Source organism: uncultured Traorella sp. (genome assembly GCF_944327115.1).
Lineage (GTDB): Bacteria > Bacillota_I > Bacilli_A > Erysipelotrichales > Erysipelotrichaceae > Traorella.
Window position 1 is genome coordinate 1 of sequence record NZ_CALVGS010000010.1, and the last position, 18,991, is coordinate 18,991.

23 protein-coding genes and 1 pseudogene are annotated in these 18,991 nt (G+C 37.3%); 19 read left to right on the forward strand and 5 right to left on the reverse strand.

What is annotated here, in order from left to right:
- Window positions 1-304, reverse strand: a pseudogene (locus tag Q0K35_RS00710) (hypothetical protein); the annotation flags it as partial.
- 158 nt (window positions 305-462) lie between these two features.
- Here Q0K35_RS00710 and Q0K35_RS00715 point away from each other — a divergent pair.
- The 13 genes from Q0K35_RS00715 to Q0K35_RS00775 all read left to right on the forward strand — a co-directional run bounded on the left by Q0K35_RS00715 (window position 463) and on the right by Q0K35_RS00775 (window position 13,477).
- The gene (locus tag Q0K35_RS00715; RefSeq protein ID WP_294560678.1) at window positions 463-1,128 is read left to right on the forward strand and encodes a nitroreductase family protein; all 666 of its coding nucleotides are present in this window, start codon (window positions 463-465) and stop codon (window positions 1,126-1,128) included.
- Between the two features lie 78 nt (window positions 1,129-1,206).
- Entirely contained in the window at window positions 1,207-2,214 is a 1,008-nt protein-coding gene (add, locus tag Q0K35_RS00720) for an adenosine deaminase (protein WP_294560680.1), read from the forward strand.
- A complete protein-coding gene (locus tag Q0K35_RS00725) occupies window positions 2,205-3,089 on the forward strand; it encodes a LysR family transcriptional regulator (RefSeq protein ID WP_294560682.1) in 885 nt (294 codons plus the stop codon). The genes add and Q0K35_RS00725 overlap by 10 nt, the downstream gene beginning before the upstream one ends.
- 98 nt (window positions 3,090-3,187) lie before the next feature.
- Window positions 3,188-3,487 (forward strand): hypothetical protein, encoded by a 300-nt coding sequence (locus Q0K35_RS00730; RefSeq protein WP_294560683.1) that lies wholly within the window; start codon window positions 3,188-3,190, stop codon window positions 3,485-3,487.
- Window positions 3,484-4,221 carry a RibD family protein gene (locus Q0K35_RS00735; RefSeq protein WP_294560684.1) on the forward strand — a complete coding sequence of 246 codons (738 nt, stop codon included), beginning with the start codon at window positions 3,484-3,486 and terminating at the stop codon, window positions 4,219-4,221. Before Q0K35_RS00730 ends, Q0K35_RS00735 begins: the two co-directional genes overlap by 4 nt.
- Window positions 4,214-4,951, forward strand: coding sequence for a carboxymuconolactone decarboxylase family protein (locus tag Q0K35_RS00740; RefSeq protein WP_294560686.1), 738 nt, complete (start codon window positions 4,214-4,216; stop codon window positions 4,949-4,951). Before Q0K35_RS00735 ends, Q0K35_RS00740 begins: the two co-directional genes overlap by 8 nt.
- A gap of 13 nt (window positions 4,952-4,964) precedes the next feature.
- On the forward strand, window positions 4,965-5,366 hold the full coding sequence (locus tag Q0K35_RS00745) for a cupin domain-containing protein (RefSeq protein ID WP_294560688.1): 402 nt from the start codon (window positions 4,965-4,967) through the stop codon (window positions 5,364-5,366).
- 124 nt (window positions 5,367-5,490) lie between these two features.
- Window positions 5,491-5,919: a LytTR family DNA-binding domain-containing protein gene (locus Q0K35_RS00750; RefSeq protein WP_294560690.1), complete on the forward strand. Its 429-nt coding sequence runs from the start codon at window positions 5,491-5,493 to the stop codon at window positions 5,917-5,919.
- Window positions 5,912-6,391: a hypothetical protein gene (locus Q0K35_RS00755; RefSeq protein ID WP_294560691.1), complete on the forward strand. Its 480-nt coding sequence runs from the start codon at window positions 5,912-5,914 to the stop codon at window positions 6,389-6,391. Before Q0K35_RS00750 ends, Q0K35_RS00755 begins: the two co-directional genes overlap by 8 nt.
- Window positions 6,372-7,217 carry an ABC transporter ATP-binding protein gene (locus Q0K35_RS00760; RefSeq protein WP_294560693.1) on the forward strand — a complete coding sequence of 282 codons (846 nt, stop codon included), beginning with the start codon at window positions 6,372-6,374 and terminating at the stop codon, window positions 7,215-7,217. Before Q0K35_RS00755 ends, Q0K35_RS00760 begins: the two co-directional genes overlap by 20 nt.
- Complete coding sequence (locus Q0K35_RS00765; RefSeq protein WP_294560695.1) at window positions 7,214-7,909, forward strand: ABC transporter permease; 696 nt, start codon at window positions 7,214-7,216, stop codon at window positions 7,907-7,909. Before Q0K35_RS00760 ends, Q0K35_RS00765 begins: the two co-directional genes overlap by 4 nt.
- Window positions 7,910-8,033: 124 nt before the next feature.
- Window positions 8,034-9,281 carry an aminopeptidase P family protein gene (locus tag Q0K35_RS00770; protein WP_294560697.1) on the forward strand — a complete coding sequence of 416 codons (1,248 nt, stop codon included), beginning with the start codon at window positions 8,034-8,036 and terminating at the stop codon, window positions 9,279-9,281.
- A 290-nt stretch (window positions 9,282-9,571) separates the two neighbouring features.
- Window positions 9,572-13,477 (forward strand): immunoglobulin-like domain-containing protein, encoded by a 3,906-nt coding sequence (locus Q0K35_RS00775; RefSeq protein ID WP_294560699.1) that lies wholly within the window; start codon window positions 9,572-9,574, stop codon window positions 13,475-13,477.
- Window positions 13,478-13,623: 146 nt separating this feature from the next.
- Here Q0K35_RS00775 and Q0K35_RS00780 read toward each other — a convergent pair whose 3' ends face one another.
- Window positions 13,624-13,944 (reverse strand): multidrug efflux SMR transporter, encoded by a 321-nt coding sequence (locus tag Q0K35_RS00780; RefSeq protein ID WP_294560700.1) that lies wholly within the window; start codon window positions 13,942-13,944, stop codon window positions 13,624-13,626.
- A 116-nt stretch (window positions 13,945-14,060) separates the two neighbouring features.
- Here Q0K35_RS00780 and Q0K35_RS00785 point away from each other — a divergent pair, with 116 nt between their 5' ends.
- The 5 genes from Q0K35_RS00785 to Q0K35_RS00805 all read left to right on the forward strand — a co-directional run bounded on the left by Q0K35_RS00785 (window position 14,061) and on the right by Q0K35_RS00805 (window position 17,585).
- Window positions 14,061-14,699, forward strand: a complete 639-nt coding sequence (locus Q0K35_RS00785; RefSeq protein ID WP_294560701.1) for a hypothetical protein — start codon at window positions 14,061-14,063, stop codon at window positions 14,697-14,699.
- Window positions 14,700-14,861: 162 nt separating this feature from the next.
- Window positions 14,862-15,410 carry a TetR/AcrR family transcriptional regulator C-terminal domain-containing protein gene (locus Q0K35_RS00790; protein ID WP_294560703.1) on the forward strand — a complete coding sequence of 183 codons (549 nt, stop codon included), beginning with the start codon at window positions 14,862-14,864 and terminating at the stop codon, window positions 15,408-15,410.
- An 83-nt stretch (window positions 15,411-15,493) separates the two neighbouring features.
- A complete protein-coding gene (fucO, locus tag Q0K35_RS00795; RefSeq protein ID WP_294560705.1) occupies window positions 15,494-16,639 on the forward strand; it encodes a lactaldehyde reductase in 1,146 nt (381 codons plus the stop codon).
- A gap of 84 nt (window positions 16,640-16,723) precedes the next feature.
- On the forward strand, window positions 16,724-17,020 hold the full coding sequence (locus Q0K35_RS00800) for a hypothetical protein (protein ID WP_294560706.1): 297 nt from the start codon (window positions 16,724-16,726) through the stop codon (window positions 17,018-17,020).
- A gap of 376 nt (window positions 17,021-17,396) precedes the next feature.
- The gene (locus Q0K35_RS00805; protein ID WP_294560716.1) at window positions 17,397-17,585 is read left to right on the forward strand and encodes a sigma factor-like helix-turn-helix DNA-binding protein; all 189 of its coding nucleotides are present in this window, start codon (window positions 17,397-17,399) and stop codon (window positions 17,583-17,585) included.
- A 78-nt stretch (window positions 17,586-17,663) separates the two neighbouring features.
- On the opposite strand, the gene Q0K35_RS00810 is transcribed toward Q0K35_RS00805, so the two are convergent.
- Together Q0K35_RS00810 and Q0K35_RS00815 are read right to left on the reverse strand one after the other, a co-directional pair.
- Window positions 17,664-17,870, reverse strand: a complete 207-nt coding sequence (locus Q0K35_RS00810; RefSeq protein WP_294560708.1) for a DUF4177 domain-containing protein — start codon at window positions 17,868-17,870, stop codon at window positions 17,664-17,666.
- 272 nt (window positions 17,871-18,142) lie between these two features.
- Window positions 18,143-18,325 (reverse strand): hypothetical protein, encoded by a 183-nt coding sequence (locus Q0K35_RS00815; protein WP_294560710.1) that lies wholly within the window; start codon window positions 18,323-18,325, stop codon window positions 18,143-18,145.
- Window positions 18,326-18,408: 83 nt separating this feature from the next.
- On the opposite strand from Q0K35_RS00815, the gene Q0K35_RS00820 reads away from it, so the two are divergent.
- Window positions 18,409-18,549 carry a hypothetical protein gene (locus Q0K35_RS00820; protein WP_294560712.1) on the forward strand — a complete coding sequence of 47 codons (141 nt, stop codon included), beginning with the start codon at window positions 18,409-18,411 and terminating at the stop codon, window positions 18,547-18,549.
- Between the two features lie 72 nt (window positions 18,550-18,621).
- Here Q0K35_RS00820 and Q0K35_RS00825 read toward each other — a convergent pair whose 3' ends face one another.
- The gene (locus tag Q0K35_RS00825) at window positions 18,622-18,798 is read right to left on the reverse strand and encodes a hypothetical protein (RefSeq protein ID WP_294560714.1); all 177 of its coding nucleotides are present in this window, start codon (window positions 18,796-18,798) and stop codon (window positions 18,622-18,624) included.
- Window positions 18,799-18,991 lie beyond the last annotated feature (193 nt).

Consider the following 18,991-nt stretch of genomic DNA (forward strand, 5'->3'; position numbering starts at 1 on the left):
GAATTTCGATATTGATATAGAAATCGATATCATGGTCGCTGTCCGGAAGACGTGCGACAAAGAAGATGTCGAAGACAGCTTTACCTTCTTTTAGGGAATCATCTTCAAACTGGGAAAGAAAAGGGGAAAAGCGATGGATGTTTTTCTGATTGACATAGATATCACGGATACAGTCCTTAGCAATGACAGAAATATCGAATTGTTTAAACTCGCTGACACATTGTTTGAGGATATGTGCGAGGAAGATAGGACGTGCAAGGACCTGTTTACAAAACGTATCATACTGATAATTGATATTGTTCATAAATTCCTCCTACTCTTATATATCCATCAAATCGTCAAAATTCCCAAAAATTCATGAAAAAAAATAAATATCTTGAAATATTTTATTTAAAATAAATGTGGATAAACAATAAAAAGCATTTTGTGGTACAATCTAGCTGTTTGATGATAGGAGAAAATATGGAACTTTTAGAATTGATGAAAGAAAGACATTCTGTTCGTTCTTATACGGATAAAAAAATCGAAGGGAAGATAAAAGAAGATTTAGAGCCTTTTATCCAACAGTGCAATCATGAAAGCGGCTTGCATATGCAGCTCATTCTTGATGAACCTGAGTGTTTTGATACGATGTTGGCTCATTATGGAAAACTCAACAATGTCAATAACTATATTGCACTTGTTGGTAAGAAGGGGGCTGATCTTGAAGAAAAATGTGGTTATTATGGTGAAAAGATCGTACTTTATGCTCAAAGCTTAGGGCTGAATACATGCTGGGTGGCTCTTACTTACAGTAAATCAAAGGCTGTTTTTCAAGTAAATGAAGGTGAAAAGCTATGTCTGGTGATTGCGATCGGTTATGGCACTGCTTCTGGAAAACCACACAAAAGTAAATCCATCAATGATGTCGTGCAAGTGAAGGGGGTCATGCCGGATTGGTTTAAAAAGGGTGTGGAAGCGGCTCTTTTGGCGCCTACGGCGATGAATCAGCAGAAATTTACTTTCTATTTAGATGGCAATGAAGTTCATGTAAAGGCAGGTCTGGGTTTTTATTCAAAAATTGATTTAGGGATCGTGAAATATCATTTTGAAACAATTGCGCATCAAGAGAATTTTATTTGGAAATAAAGGCTTTATATAAGTCTTTTTTAGTTAGTGTCATCAAAAATATGATATAATGGAAAAAATATTAAGAGAGGTAATGATATGTTAGACTACAAGAAAGTTGATCTGCATCTTCATTTTGATGGTTCTCTTCCTATTGAATGGGCATGGGAAACCGCTCAAAAAGAGCTTGGGCTGACGGATAAGGAAGCTTTTATCAAAAGCATGCAGGTAGATGAAGATACGCATTCGCTTTATGATTATTTGGCGCGTTTTGATATGCCTTTGAAGCTGCTTCAAAGTGAAGATAATCTTTATGAAGCAATGAAGGCCTTGATACTTGAACTGGATCAGCAGGGGCTTTTATATGCGGAAATACGCTTTGCACCGCAGCAGCATATCAAACAAGGATTAAGTCAGAAGCAGGTAGTGGATATTTTATGTCAGGCAAAAGAGGATGCCTTGAGGGAATGTACACAGCTTCATGTGAATTTTATCTTATGCATGATGATCCTGGGGGAAGAAAAGCTGACGCATGAGCTGAATGAAGAAACGCTGTATCTTGCGAAAGAATATCAAAACAGGGGCGTTGTTGCGGTTGATCTTGCAGGTGCAGAAGGTATGGCACCGATGGAAGATTTCAGGGAGCTGTTTATGAAAGCCAAAGAGCTTGGCCTGGTCTATACGATCCATGCAGGAGAAAGTTATGGACCGATGAATATAGAAAAGGCCCTCTCATTTGGTGCCTTACGTATCGGTCATGGTACAAGTGCCATTCAGGATGAGAAGGTCATGGAGCTTTTAAAGGAAAAAAAGGTTCCGCTGGAGGTTTGCATAACCAGTAATGTCCACAGTGAAGCGGTCAATGATTATGAAGCACATCCTATCAAATCTTATCTGGATCAGGGTATTTTAATCTGTGTCTGTACGGATAATATGACCATTTCTGATACAAATCTCGACAAGGAATATGACATTCTTCTTCAAAAGCTCGGCTTTACGATGGAAGATCTGATTGCTTGCAACCAGAGAGCCCTTGAATCTTCATTTGCAAGTGAAGAAGAGAAGCAAAAGCTTTTGACAGCATTTCGGAGCGGATCATGGAACTGAGGACGCTGGAATATTTTCTCATGGTCGCCCGTGAAGAAAATATTACCCATGCGGCGGAAATGCTGCATATGACCCAGCCCACCCTTTCCAGGGCGATGATGCAGCTGGAAACAGAAATCGGCAAGCCTTTATTTCTTAGAGGCAAGCGAAAGATCACATTGACAGATGAAGGCATGCTGTTAAGAAGACGTGCTGAAGATATACTGAGCCTTGTCAGCAAAACAGAAAGTGAGCTTAGAAAGGATGAACATGAGCTTGTCGGTGAACTTACGATCGGTTGTGCGGAATGTCAGGCTTCCCATCTTTTTTTACCGCGGGTCATCGAAACCTTTTCACGTATTCATACCAGGGTTACCTATGATCTGCATACCGGTAATGCTGATCTGATCAAAGAAAGAATTGAAGCAGGACTGATCGATATCGGTATCGTATTGGAACCTGTGGATCTGGAAAAGTATGACTATGTCCGTTTGCCTTATCATGAAAGGATGGGCATCATCATCAGCAAAGCCCATCCGCTTTCACAAAAAAACAGTATTACAGCCAAGGATCTGCTGGAGATACCGTTAGGAAGCGTTAGAAGAAATCTTTTAAAAAATGAATTGGCAAGCTGGTTTAAGGATGATTATGAAAAGCTTCATATCATAGAAACGCATGATATGATCTCCAATACGATTCCATTGTGTGCCCAGGGCATCTGTGCGGCGATTTCGATCGAAGGGGCTTTTTATGGACATAGTGATGAAAAGGTTGTCTTTATTCCTTTTGAGCCTGTATTATCAAATGGAACGGTTTTGGTATGGCGTAAGAACCGGATGCAGTCATCGCTGGTAAAGGAATTCATCCAACATGTTTATCATACTCTGAATGAATGATAAATTATAAAATATAAGCATTAGACATAATAAAAAACGCGGTTTAAAATGTAGATGTCGAAAGGGATCTGCATTTTTTTATGAATAAAACAGAGTTTTTGAAAAAACTGAATATAAGTCAAAATGAAGCTTTACTCTATTTAAAAATGGCTTTTCCATCAGATAAGGAAGTCTATGATGATGAGGATATGGGAAAGGTTGCCATGGTGATGACGCTGAAAAGATTAGGGCTTGATTACGATAAGATAAGCTGTTTTATGGAGTGTCCGTGTGCACGGATGACCTTATTGAATCAGCAGCGTATCCTGCTTTTAGATAAGCTTCACGACCAGCAAAAGCTATTGGATGAAATTGATTATCTGATTCATGATTTAAAAGGAAGGAACATGGTAAAATGAAACGTCCGTATATATTTTGTCATATGCTGGTTTCAATGGATGGCAAGATCATGGGAAACTATATGGATACACCGCAGGGAATCAAAGCTCAAGAGGTATTTTATGACATTGCCTTTGGGAAAAAGCCTTATTATCACCATCAGGGATGGTTATCCGGAAGAGTGACGACAGATGATAACTTCACCTTTTATAAAAAGCCGCGGATCGATGAGAACGCTGAAAAAGTTGCTGAGGGTGATTATATCGCAAATGCCCAGGCAGGCATGTATTATGTTTCGATCGATCCTAACGGCCGGCTTGGATGGGAGAAAGATACATTGGTGTATGAGGATACCCGGGCCCATGTGATCGAGATTTTGACTGCCAAGGCAGGCAATGCTTATAAGGCGTTATTAAGAAAGCTGCATATTTCTTATTTGATCGTTGGAGAAGATCAGATTGATTTTGAAGTAATGCTTGAAAAGCTGAAAGAAAGTTTTCATATCGAAACGCTGATGCTTGGCGGCGGCGGTGTCTTAAATTGGTCTTTGATCCAACAGGGGTTATGTGATGAGGTAAGTCTTGTTATCGCATCTGCCGCAGATGGTTCCAATCAGACACCGACATTATTTGAAATGAGAGAAAACTTTTCAAATGACAGACCCATTGAGTTTGCATTGCAGGAAGCGACGATCATGGATGAAGCTGCACTTTGGTTACGTTATAAGGTAAAGGAGGTAAAACGTCATGAGTGAATTTTCAAAGGAAGAAGTTGCGAAAATGTTTTTTGATGAAGGTATGATCAAGAATGATCCGGAATTTACAGAGCTGTTAACGAATTTTGCGTTTGATGAAGCCTGTCAGAATGATCTGGATGAGAAAACCAGATATATGGCCATCCTGGCAACGCTTTTAGGATGTCAGGGAAAAGAAGCCTTTAAAGGAATCGTGGAATGTTCGCTTAAAGTAGGTGTAACACCTGTTGAGATCAAGGAAATCGTTTATCAGGCAACAGCCTATCTGGGCATTGGCCGTGTATATCCATTCTTAGAAATCGTCAATGACATTTTTGAAAAGAATGGTATTGCATTGCCTTTAGAAAAACAAGGAACGACAGATTTGAAAAATCGTCGTGAAAAAGGAACACAGGCTCAGGTTGATATCTTTGGTGATCAGATGCGTGATTTCTGGAAAAGCGGACCTGAAGAAAGCAAACATATCAATTATTGGCTGGCTGCGAATTGCTTCGGTGATTACTATACCCGCAAAGGCTTGGATTACAGGCAAAGAGAGATGATCACCTTCTGTTTTCTGGCTGCACAGGGCGGTTGTGAGCCACAGCTGACCAGTCATTCCGCAGCCAATATGAGGATCGGGAATGATAAGGATTTCTTGATTAAGATCGTTTCGGTATGTCTGCCGTATATCGGCTATCCAAGAAGCCTGAATGCATTGACATGTATCAATAATGCCGCAAATAAATAAAGGAGGAACACACATGAAAGAAAAAGAAAGTTTATTTGGATTAGGAAAACCTAATGATGCGTATGCACAGTATTTTGTCGGACAGAGTTATCTCAATCCGCGTGCCAACAATCAGGGAGTCGGAGTTGCCAATGTTACCTTTGAACCGGGATGCCGCAACAACTGGCACATCCATCACAAAGGTGCCCAGATCCTGCTTGTGACAGATGGCAGAGGCTATTATCAGGAATGGGGCAAGGAAGCTGTTGAACTGCATCCGGGTGATGTCATCAGCATTCCAAGTGAGGTCAAGCATTGGCATGGTGCCGCAAAAGACAGTTGGTTTGCACATGTTGCCATTGAGGTTCCGGCAGAAGGTGCTTCCAATGAGTGGTGTGAAGCGGTCAGTGATGAAGAATACGACAAACTTAAATAAGCTCGCAACTGGCGAGTTTTTTTTATAAGCTTACTTTTTTTCCACTTGGCAGCTGTTTTTGACCACTTGGGATAAATCTGTTGTTTATCCTTGAAAATAACACTATAATGCAAGAGGTGATGCTATGAAGGTGGAACGTTTAAAAAAATGGGAGTATGCCCTGATCTGTGAAAATGAGATGGAAGAAGATAAGCTGGAAGCATTCATAAGAGGTATGGATGGCAAGCTTCTTGGAATCAGAGATAAAAAGACTTACCGGATTGATCTTTCAGATATCTTTTATATTGAAAGTGTTGATAAAAAGACATTTATTTATACGGAAAAGGAAGTCTTTGAAACAGGGAAACGTCTGTATGAGCTTGAAAATGAATTGCATCTGCCTTTTCTTCGCATCAGCAAATCGGCGATTTTAAATATAGATAAGATTCATTCTTTGCATGCGGATCTGGGAGGCAGGATCATGTGTACCCTTGATAATCAGGAGCACATCAGTATTTCAAGACAGTATGCCCAGAGGTTTAAGGCCATATTGAGAGGTGAAGAAAATGTTTGAAAGAGGGATTCATATTATTTCAAGGGCATTGATTGCTTTTTCTGTTTTTATAGTTGTACTGGCTGTCTGCACAGTTTTCATAGGCAATGATCTGGAAGTAAGTGAGATGTCACTTTATCAATTAGGAAATCAGGGTATTGCGATCGAAACGATTTTTCAGGGATTGCTGCTTTCATTTATGATTTCATGTATCAATGAGATCCTTGATCTTTTCCATTCGATGCTTCTGTTATGGAAAACGATTCTCAGAGTGCTGCTGATCACATTGACAGCTGTTTCATTTATTCTTTATTTTCACTGGTTTCCAAGTGATCTTATGCCGGCGTGGATCGGTTTTGGTATCTCTTTTATGATATGCTTTACGATTGCCTGCTTTTTTGTGATATATAAGACAAAGAAAGAAAATGAAGAATACCAGCGTTTATTTGAACGATTCAAGGAAAGGAGCCGTTATGAAAGTGATTCAGATTGAACATCTTCAAAAAGCATTTCAGAATAATATCATCTTAAAAGATCTTCGTCTAAGCCTTGAAGAAGGTGAATGCTTCGGATGTCTGGGGCCATCAGGAGCCGGTAAGACGACACTTGTAAGGATCATGATCGGCCAGCTGGATATTGATCAGGGAAGATGCCTGGTCTTTGGTGAGGATTCACGTCATCTCAGTGCCCGGGTTTATGAGAAAACAGGTCTTGTTTTAGATGAACAGGGCTTATATGAGCGTATGTCCGTCTATGATAATCTCAAGATCTTTGCAGATATCCATCGCATTGAAGATGAAAGAATCACGGAAGTCTTAAAAAAGGTTGATCTGCTTGATGAGGCAGATAAGAAGGCTTGTCGTCTGTCAAAGGGAATGCGTCAAAGATTGGTGCTGGCACGGGCACTTTTACATCGTCCCCGCTTGCTTTTTCTGGATGAACCGACAAGTGCCTTGGATCCTGTCAGCCGGCATCTGATCCATCACTTATTGCTTACGCTGAAGCAGCAGCAGGTCAGCATCTTCCTTACGACCCATAATATGCAGGAGGCTGCTCTTCTTTGTGATCGCATCGGTCTTCTTCATGAGGGATCGATGATCGAAGAGGGACGTATTGACGATATCATTGAAAAGTATCACAACCATCTTGCATTGCATATTGAACTGACAGACCACCGGCATCTCAATCTTGACGCTCAAAAGGATGCTGATGATATCTGTCATTATCTCAAAGAAGGAAAGATCCTAAAGATACATTCCAATGAACCTACATTAGAAGATATCTTTAAAAAACTGACAGGAAAGAGGCTGAATCTATGAAAAATACGACAATCATCCTAAAAAAACAAATAAAGGATACGATCAATAATAAAGCAATATTGATCCAGTTTTTATTATTTCCCATCATGAGTGCGATCATGACCTTCTCAATACAAACCGAAGGGATGCCGTATGATTATTTCATCAAGATGTTTGCCTGCATGTATATTGGCATGGCCCCTATTGTCATTGCCTCCGGCATCATTTCTGAAGAAAAAGAAAGCGGAGCTTTGCGGATGCTGATGTATTCCAATGTAAAGGCCAAAGAATATATTGCCGGAATAGCCCTTTATATCGTTGGCGGCTGTTTTTTAGGATGTGTCTGCATGGCAGTGATGGCTTCTTATTCAATGACACAGATGATCGTCTTTCTTGGTGTTTCACTGATCGGTATGCTGATATCGGTCATGATCGGCAGCATCATCGGTATCTGTGCATCTTCACAAATGAAGGCAGCTTCATGGAGTATTCCTGTCATGATCATTTTTTCTTTCATTCCCATGATTGCAAGCTTCAATGAAACAATAAGACATATCGGCTTCTTCTTTTATACCCAGCAGATCAGTGAGATGATCGCTTCGTTGGAGCCGGCATCATTTCAAAGCGTGAACATGCTGCTTTTGATTGTATATTTTATCTCGTCACTTGCATTATTTATCAGGGTTTATAAAACACATTTGATACGTTTTTGATTGATGAAATTTAATTGAAGGATAAGTATTTATATTGCTGTTTTATTGAAAACGTTGTAAACTAATTGTGGAAGTGAAAAGCTTTTTTTAGAAAAAAGCTTTCACTGTTAGATGGAGGTATCATATGTATCAGAAAAGAAGAGATAAACTAGCAGCCATGCTGCCTGAAAATGCGCTCCTTTTTGTATTGAGCGGACATGCGGTTTACAGTGTAGGAGATGAGCAATACCCATTTTCAGTAAATCGAAGCTTTTATTATCTGACAGGACTTGACAGAGAAAATATGATGTATGTGCTGATCAAAAAAGATGGCAAAGCCAACGATGCGCTTATCATTGAACGCTATGATGAGATGATGGCAAAATGGGTCGGCGGTAAGGTCCTTCCTAAAGAAGCAAGAGCGATCAGCGGTATCGACCAGATCATCATGGATGATGAGAAATGGTCATTTATCCATCGTATTATGTCTTATCAGTTTGATCAGACACCACATTTAGATGTCTATGCCGATTTTACGAAGCAGGAAAGCGGTCAGATCATTCCTTCACAGATCTTTATGAAAGAATTTTGTGAGAAATATCCATATGTCCGGGTGAATGATGCGGCAGCATATCTGACTTCACTGCGCCTTATAAAGGAAGATGATGAGATTGCCTTATTGAAAAAGGCTATTCATGTCACAAATGAAGCAATCTTGAATATGATGTCCCATGCCAAGGCAGATATGGGTGAAAATGAACTGGAAGCCTACTTTGATTTCGTGTTGAAAACAAATAACTGTGGCCATTCATTCCAAAGCATCGTAGGCAGCGGCAAGAATGGTACCGTGCTTCATTACAGCGATAACAATCAGATTGCCAAAGACAATACCCTTGTCTTATGTGATCTGGGAGCCAGCTATCAGTATTACAATGCGGATATCACACGTACCTTTCCGGTAAATGGTAAATTTACACCTCGCCAGAAAGAGATCTACAACATCGTCTTAAGGGCAAATGAGTATATCATGAGCGAAGTAAGACCGGGAAAGACACTTCGTCAGTTAAACAATATGCTGATTGAATTCTATAAGAAAGAATTGTCAGCCATCGGTTTATTAGACAATGGCAAGCGTGTTTCTGATTATTATTGGCATGGTGTGAGCCATATGCTGGGATTGGAAACTCATGATGTCAGTCTTTCTGATTATGTTTTACGTCCGGGTAATGTCTTTACGATCGAACCGGGTTTGTATCTGGAAGAGGAAGAAATCGGTATTCGTATCGAAGATAATGTGTTGGTTACCGAGGACGGATGCATTAACTTATCCGAAGAAATCATTAAAAGCGTTGAAGATATCGAAGCTTATATGGCCAACAATAAAGCTGAATAGAATATTATTATCAATGATTGAGTAATTTTAGGTGTAGAAGTATCTATAATTACTCTTTTTTATACATGTTTCATACAAATTTTCAAATAAAAGTGAACGAAAAAACCATCTTAAGAAAGCGCTTTCAAAGATATATGACTAGTGCTATAATAGGTATGCATAGAAAGTATTATAAACCGTATTCATATTCTTACAAATGAATAGGAAAGGGGTGTAATAAAGATAATATAGATTTAGTTTATGATACTTTGATACAAATGTATTTTTTTATCTATGCGGGGAGGAAACAAATGAAAAGTAAAATAAAACATACTGTTTTAAATACAGTATTGGCTGCTGCGATGGCTATGTCCTGTGTTTCCTATGGTGGTTTTAGGATAGCAGCAACAGATAATCCAACGACGGATATTGTGACGCAAAACGAAACGAGCTATGCAAAGGTAATAGGTATTACACAAAATTCTGATAATACCGTTACCATTACATTAGACAAGAAGATTAAAAAGTCGAATATGTCAGCTTCTTCTAGCGAGGGAGGTCAATGGGTGTATGATGGTAATTTATCTTTGACCTCAAACAAGGTTCCTGCAACAGGGGAGTTTTTCGTTAATGTAATATTGACTGAAGTCGATGAACAAGTATCATACCATAATTTATATCGTAATGCAGAGGGAGAATGGTCAGTAGTTGTAGAATATATAAAAAATGCGGATGAAGATTTATATCCAAGATTATATATTCAGATTGGAAATGATTTAGTTGAAATAGAAAACTATAAAGACTATATTACTGGAAATCCTTATGTAATCCAGGAAACATTTACAGCCAGCCCTAAAATTGTAGTTAAGGGTTACGATCTTAGCTACCTAAAAACCCAATATACTGGTGGTGGCGGATATGCTTCTGAATTTTTACCAGATCCAATGGGCAATCATACTCAACTAGAAGCTGAATTATTGAAAAATGGAAAAGAAACAGTAAGTGGTCGATATAGTTTAACAATTAAAAGTAATGTAACTACAAGTATTTTCATGCCTCAGCTTCTAATAACCTATAAAGCAGCAGATAGGACTGCATTAAATGAAAAAATAGACGAGGCAAAGACTCTTTCAAGCAAGGGTTATACTGAAGAAAGCTATGCCGCTTTACAGTTAGAAATTGAAAAAGCATCCGCTGTAAGTACCAGTAATATTTCAACACAGAGTGAAATTGACAGTGCAGTAAGTTCTTTACAGAATGCAATCGACGGATTATCAACAGAAGTTGTAAAGCCAGAGATTTTAAACATTACAACAGATAGTGATGGAACAATCAGAATTGAATTATCTTCAAAACCTAAAGGAAGTTTTACGAAGCCTAGAGCAGGTTATCATACATTTAAATATGTAGAAGAAGATGGTAAAATTTATGCTGTGCCAATGACAACCACAATTCCAGAAGAAGGAGAATTTTATAATATCTTATCTTTTGAATTGTTACAGGAAGATGCAGAAGGAAATTTATATGTTAACTATTGGATGTATCGTGATGAAGAAGGCAGATTTACGTATGGTAAAATTCCAAGCAATGATGAATTGACAGCTCCAGACGTGACGATTCAGGTAGGAGATGAAAGTCATATTATTCCAACATCTACACCAGGAAAGACACCAGTCATAAATGTTTCAAAAGGTGAAGATGTCACTGTTAATATCAATGGCATTGCTATTGATCTTGTTAGATATTCTGATCCGAGCTTCGGATACGTATCTCCAAATCCAACGGTTGGTGGTGACCATCAATCAGTAAGTTTTGATTTAGTTGATAAATCAGGCAATTTATCCGGTGGTTACTATACATTTGAAGTTCAAAGAGATAAAACTATTTCAAGTACTTCTCAGAATCTTACACTTAATCAGTATTTTAATACTTATGATGTTGAAATCGTTGTTTTAGAAGCTGATAAATCGAAGCTGCAGGAACTCTATGATGATGTAAAAGATTATGAAAGCACCAATGCTTATTATAAATATTTTGCACAGGAATTAGAAAATGCGAAAACGATTCTTGATGATCCAAAGGCTACCCAGGATCAGGTAGATATGAAAGTGGATCAGCTTTCAGGTAAATATTATGCTTTGCTTGTTGCTGAGATGAACAGTATGTATAGTCCTACAAATGGCAGTGAAGATTTGATGAAATATACAACGGATTCATTGAAACCTGTCATCAATATGTGGGGTATTACGCATAATCGAACAAACAATAACTATGAAGAAAATGCCAGTATCGGTAATGTTGGTCAGATGAAAGGCTGGTATGAAGAATATCTTAAGGCAATTGATGGATTAGTGGAAGCAACAGAAGAAGATCAATATATTGGTCTGAGCGTTTCTGCTACTAAAACTGGAATATATCAAGGAAATTTTGAGGTTATCGGACAAAAAGTCGTAGAAGTCAATGGTGTGAAAAAGATTCGTTTAACGATTCAATTTAAGAATGATGGCTTGCATCCGATCTATGGCGCAGAACTTCCAAATGCCAATGGAAGTACAGTATTTAAAAAATTCATCAGCATCTCGCAAAAAGAAGCTGCTGCCAGAGTATCGGTTTATGATGATGATCTTATATTTAAGATGAGCGGAGGATTACAGAATGTAACACCTTTAGAAGGTGAAAACAATTACTATAAAGGCTTCCAGGGAACCTATGATGTGGATCCATCTAATGAATATATCACGGTTCGATTTGCGAAATCGAATGATGAAACTTATTCTCCTTGGTATTATCGGATAGCTGAAATGGATCTTACAGATCCGGAAGTCGTTAAGATCGTTCCAAATTCGGATGGCACAGTGACTGTTAAGTTTAGTGAACCGGTAACGATTGAGGATGAAGAATGGGCGGTATCAGAAAAGCCGTATGAAGAAGGCGGACAGTACTGGGTTGGAACACTGACAGAGGATAAATTCTATACTGTGACTGCAAAAGATTATGCAGGTAATTCAGTAGAATTTACAGTAGATCATGAGAAGCCGCAACCAGTTGTCAGCTATTCAACGACAGATCCAACAAATAAAGAGGTAATTGTAACCGTAACATTCCCAAATGAAGAAAAATTTGTATATCTGACAAGCAGCACAGAAAATCCGGGATGGACCAATATTGCCGGTACCAATCAGTGGCAGAAAGCATTCAGTGCAAATGCAACTGAAACTGTAAGATTCCATGATTATATGAATAATGAGGCTTCTGTGGAAGTGAAGGTTGATAATATTGATACTATTGGGCCTGAATTGGGTGTAGAATACTCAACAGATCAGCCGACAAACAGTTCAGTAATAGTAACGATAAAATCTGATGAGCCATTAGATTCGACCCAATTGCCGGAAGGCTGGACATTAAGTGAAGATGGCTTGACAGCTATTAAGACTTATGAAGAGAATGTGGATGAAACAGTTACCTTCGCAGATACATTGGGAAATACTTCAGAAATTGAAATTTCTGTTCATAATATTGATAAGACAATACCTGTTATTGAATTAACAGAGAAGAATGTCGTAATTAGTACCGGTGATGCATTTGATCCAATGGACCTTGTAGTAAGTGTCAAAGATGGTGAAGTTGATTTAAGTGAATCCTTGGTTATCAGCGAAGAACCGAAAATCGATACGAATAAGGAAGGAACATATGTCATTACCTATGAGGTAAAGGATGCTGCTGGTAATACTGCCAAAGAAACGGTTATCTTGACAGTTAATCCTAAGATGACCGAAATCAATGCCGTTCCAATAATCACAGCAAATGATCAGACATTAAATATCCATGAACCATTTGATGCATTGGCAAATGTTAGTGCTACTGATAAAGAAGAGGGTGATCTGAGTGATCGTATAAAAGTGATTGCAAATGATGTTGATACTACCAAAGCAGGAACCTATCATGTTACCTATCAGGTAAGTGATTCTACAGGTGGAACCTCAGTGAAGACAATTACAGTTGTTGTTATTGATCATACGGTTCCATCAGATCCACAAGATCCAACGGATCCTTCAACACCAAATCAACCAAATGAATCTGGTGAAGAAAAGCCAAGCAATACACCGGAATCACCATCAACCCATGATCAATCAATGATGGCTGTATATATGGGTCTATTGGCAGCAAGTGCATGGATGTTAGCCGTATTGCTGAGAAGAAAAAAAGAAGTAAATTAAGGATATCTGATTTGCTTGAAAGATACATGACGGGGAGGAAATGTGACTTTTAGGCTGGTGATCCTTATAAGTCTTATATAAAGGCTATGAAAAAGCGGGATATCGTTCCCGCTTTTTCATAGTATTCAATTCATTTAGGATCATGGCTATTTGACACCATATAAATTTAAGATAACAACGCCCACTAATACGAATGCGATACCGATGATACCTGCCAGAGTGATCGATTCTTTAAAAAGAAAAACACTCAATAGCGTTGAAACGACGATGCCGATGCCGCACCATGTGGCATATGCAGCTCCAAGATGAAGATGATTCAATGCTTTAGAAAAGAAAAAGAAGCAGAAACCATAGCACAATAAACAGATAATAGTAGGTATCAATACACTAAAGCCTTTGGTTGATTTTAATAAAGCAGTACCCATAAGCTCTAATATGATTGCGAAAGATAAAAACAAATATGGCATAAGCAACCTCCCGATTTAGACATTATCCTTATTATATATGAAAATTTGATAAATGGGCAAGAAATGATTGCGTAAAAATTACTAATAAAGGTATAATAATAAAAGGGTGATGTTGTATGAATCAAAAACAGAAACGAATCGTACAGGTAAGTTATATACTTTATTATATTTTACTGCTCGCAGCAGCAATCTACTGCTACTTGACGCAGAAAAAAGGACTTACGATGGGAGCTGTGGCACTGTTTACCTGCTTTTTAGTTCCTTTGGTATTAAAAATCCTTCATTTAAAGCCTATCTTTGAAATCTATATGATCAATATCATTTTTGCGGCCATTGCCAGCATTGCCGGAAGCATGCTAGGTGCTTATTCCGTTCCTTTTTTTGATAAGGTCTTACATTTCTGCAGCGGATTATTCTTATCTGAGCTTAGCTATATGGTCTTTTGCTGGCTGAAAAGGACAACGGTGATCAAAGATAAAAATGAACGTATCCTTTCGATCATCTTTGTAAATGCCTGTAATATGATGATTGCGGTATTCTGGGAATTTTTTGAATATGGCTGTCTGATCTTTTTAAACAATGATGCGATCAATCATTATACGACAGGTGTCCATGATACGATGACAGATATGCTGGTTGCCTTTGTTGGCGGACTGATCATTACCGGATGTATCCTTTCGTATTATCGCAGCGGTAAAAAGAATTTCTGGATCAGATTGAATGAACATTTTTATGATATCAATTTTAATTCATAAAAAGTTTTGATATTCTTCACATTGATTTCACAATAAAAGAATATATTATAAGTGTCAAAGAAATTTGACAAATAACTTTTTCATATTTGTATCCTCATGAAAACCAGACTGCCCGGCCATGGCAGTCTGGTTTTTTTCTATGAAATATGATATAAATAAACTATGGACATCAATGAAAAAACAAAATTAAAAATCGCAAATTCCATGAAAGCTTTAATGGAACATTCACCTCTTTCCAAGATCAGCGTCAAAGATATCGTTGAACATTGTCATCTGACACGTCAAACCTTCTATCGTTATTTTAGGGATAAATATGATTGCGTGAACTGGTATTTTGAACGTGTAGCCCAGATGTCATTTAAACAGCTGGTCAATGGTGTTGATTTAGAAGAAGGCTTAGTCAAGAAATTTGAGCTTTTGAAAAAAGATCAGCGGTTTTTTTATGAAGCATTCATGGCAGATGACCAGAATTCACTTTTTCAGTATGACTATGACTGTATTTATGAATTTTATTCACATATTCTTCTTCAAAGGCTTGGGAAATTAAATGAAGAAATTGATTTTCTTTTGAAGATGTATTGCAAGGGAAGCATTGATATGACCTTTGAATGGGTCAAGAATGGTATGAAGCTGTCTGAAAAGGAATTTGCTCATCTGCTGATCGAAGCGATGCCTCAACAGCTTCAGAAGCATCTTTTGAATAAAAAGTGACAGACGTTAAAATCTGTCACTTGTTTTTAATTTCACAAGAGTGCTAGAATAATGACGGATAGAAAAGGAGATGTATATTTATTATGGCAAACAGATTTGTGTTAAATGAAACAAGCTATCATGGTAAGGGAGCCATCAATGAAATTCCTACAGAAGCAAAAGCAAGAGGATTCAAAAAAGCGATGGTTTGTTCAGACCCTGATCTGATTAAATTTGGTGTTACAAAGAAGGTAACAGATCTATTGGATGAAGCAGGATTGGACTATGTTGTTTATTCTGACATCAAACCAAATCCAACGATCGAAAACGTACAACATGGTGTAAAGGCATTGCATGAAGCACATGCTGATTATATGATCGCTATTGGCGGCGGTTCATCCATGGATACAGCTAAGGCAGTAGGTATCATTGACCGTAACCCGGAATTTGCGGATGTGAGAAGTCTGGAAGGAACAGCCGCTACGAAGCATCCATGTACACCGATCTTCGCTGTACCGACTACAGCCGGAACAGCTGCCGAAGTAACGATCAACTATGTCATTACCGATACTGAAAAAGATCGTAAGATGGTATGTGTGGATGTTCATGATATCCCGGTAGTTGCATTTGTTGATCCGGATATGATGAGCACGATGCCAAAAGGTTTGACAGCTGCAACAGGTATGGATGCCCTGACACATGCCATTGAAGGTTATATTACGGCAGGTGCATGGGAATTGAGCGATATGTTCCACTTAAAGGCTATTGAAATCATTTCAAGAAGCCTGCGGGGTGCCGTTGAAAATACTCCGGAAGGAAGAGAAGGCATGGCCTTAGGTCAGTATATTGCCGGTATGGGCTTCTCAAATGTCGGTTTGGGTATCGTTCACTCGATGGCACATCCACTGGGTGCTTTATATGATACACCTCATGGTGTTGCCAATGCGATCATTCTGCCAACAGTCATGGAATACAACGCTCCGGCAACAGGTACTAAATATAAAGATATCGCAGAAGCAATGGGTGTTGATACGACTGGCATGAGTCAGGAAGAATATCGTAAGGCTGCTGTGGATGCAGTAAGAAAGCTTTCTGCTGATGTAGGTATTCCGGCTGACTTAAAGGGTATCGTAAAAGAAGAAGATCTGGATTTCTTGAGCGAATCAGCTTATGCAGATGCTTGCCGTCCGGGCAATCCGAGAGAAACAAGCGTAGAAGAAATCAAAGAGCTTTATAAATCATTGTTATAATCAGGCAAAGGAGTTTCATTCATAAAGGATGGAACTCTTTTTTTTCTTCATGTATAATAATGATAGATGAATGGAGGAAAAATAATGATGACTAAAGAACAGATTGCTCATGACCTGGCGATGGTTTACATGTATAATCGATATGGAATTACTGTAAAAGGAGATGTAGCAAGGGGATGGGGAGAAATTGAAACCAAGCATTTTCCTTCGTCTACAAAATTTCAATATGAAGAAGTTGAATTAGAGTCAAGAGATATATGGGGCTTTAATAAAACAGAAAAAGTAGAAAAAGGAAGAAAAGTAGATGCTATATTTCAAAAAATGGCTGCAGATTATCAATATGCTTATCAGTATTTTTATGATCTGATACGTAATTCTTAAAAGAAGCATCCGGTAAAGTTGGTACTTTTCCAAGAAAAAAAGTTAAAAAATCATGTTATAATAATATCGTAAAAAAGCATACATAAGGCATCAGATACATACTATCTGGTGCTTTTTTTGTATCACGTTTACAGAAAGGAGCAACTATGAAAAAGTATTTGAATAAAGATCCATGACAATGATCAAGAGGATAAAATAACTATGTATTATTTAATATTAAATCTTCATATAGAAGTTATTAAAAAAATGAGAATGATCAATGCTATCAAACAGAATCAGCCAGTGAATTAAAACATTGTGGAAACAGTGAAAACATTCCATCGCTGTTATACTAGATGCCAAACAAAAAGCATTAGCAAAACAAATTGCTGATACGATAGTATTATATAGTTATGAAAAAGGTTATCGGCTCTTTAATGAACAGGAAAAAGAAGTGCTTGAATTACGTTATCATAAAAATTACAGCCAGCAAATGACAGCTGACACGATGAAGTATTCATTAGCACGTATCCAACAGTTAGAAGCTTCACTTATAGGAAAAATGGTGAATGCAATGATCTTCTAAACAAAGAACATCAGGAACTTATCCTGATGTTCTTTACTAAATTATAAATGTAATTATATAAATAATTAGACAAGCTGGTTATTCTTTATCAGGGATATCACGTTCAAAAACTATTATGATTTCCTCATCTATGCCATTATGTCGTGCTGCACCATGATTTAAAATACTAATAACTTTGTAGCCTTCTTTTGCATTTTCGTTAAATGTGTAATTCATTTGTTCCAAATCTTTTGGCTTTATAGGGCTACTCATAAATGGTAACTTTATAATTTTATACTCTTTCATAAAAGTACCTCTCTTTCTTTACTTTTTTTATAAGTTACGAAGATATGGTTTACAAGAAAAAATAAGCTTGGAGATGATAATATGTCTAGTTATACAACAGAATTACCAAAAGAATCAGATATAGAAAAAATCACCAATAAGATGGAATCGCTTATTGATTCCTTTGATACATTAAATGTGAGTATGAATGAGGTAATTTGACTTGATATTGGACATATTAAACAATATTTAGTGAAATGATAAATAACAAAAAAGAAAACTAGACAGGCTGATTATTCTTTATTGGGAATGTCACGCTCAAGTGTAAAAACCAAACAATATTCAGACATGCAGGTAGTTGAAATAACATGATAGCCTTGTTTCGCAAAAACATTGAGTTTTTGTTCTATATCCATATTAGTGTTTTCTCCTAATCCACCTGAAGCATAAGCTGTATAGATTTTATATTCTTTCATAAAATATACCTCTCTTTCTTTAATTTTATTATAAGATAGAGATATTTTGTTTACAAGAAAAAACTAACTAGGAGGTGAAAAATATGTCTAGTTATACAACAGAATTACCAAAAGAATCAGATATAGAAAAAATTACTAATAAGATGGAATCGCTCATTGATTCCTTTGATACATTAAATATGAGTATAAAGAAAATATCTGTGAGTATGAATAAGGTAATTTGACCTGATATTGGACATATTAAATAATATTTAGTGAAACGATAAAATAACAAAAAAGAAAACCGAACAAGTCGGTTATTCTTCATCAGGAATGTCACGTTCAAGATAGATATTCACATAACTGTCATAAGGAGCAACACCAACGATTCTGTATCCCTCTTTGGCCAATTCATTCAGATTTTTTTCAGTTTTTTCTGAATGTTTACAATTTGAATTCCATAATGAGTCAATGTACACTTTATATTCTTTCATAGTTTTCTCCTTTCGCTTTCCTGCTTTCATTATAAAAATAAAATTCCATAAAATCAACATAAAAACATAGACAAACTATTAAATGTCAATAACTATTAGAAAATAGTTTGATTCAATAGTTTTAGGAGTTTTTGCCTTGATTTAGAGGCACAATTCTAGTCTTTTAATGAAGACATGTTCATTTTAGGTACAC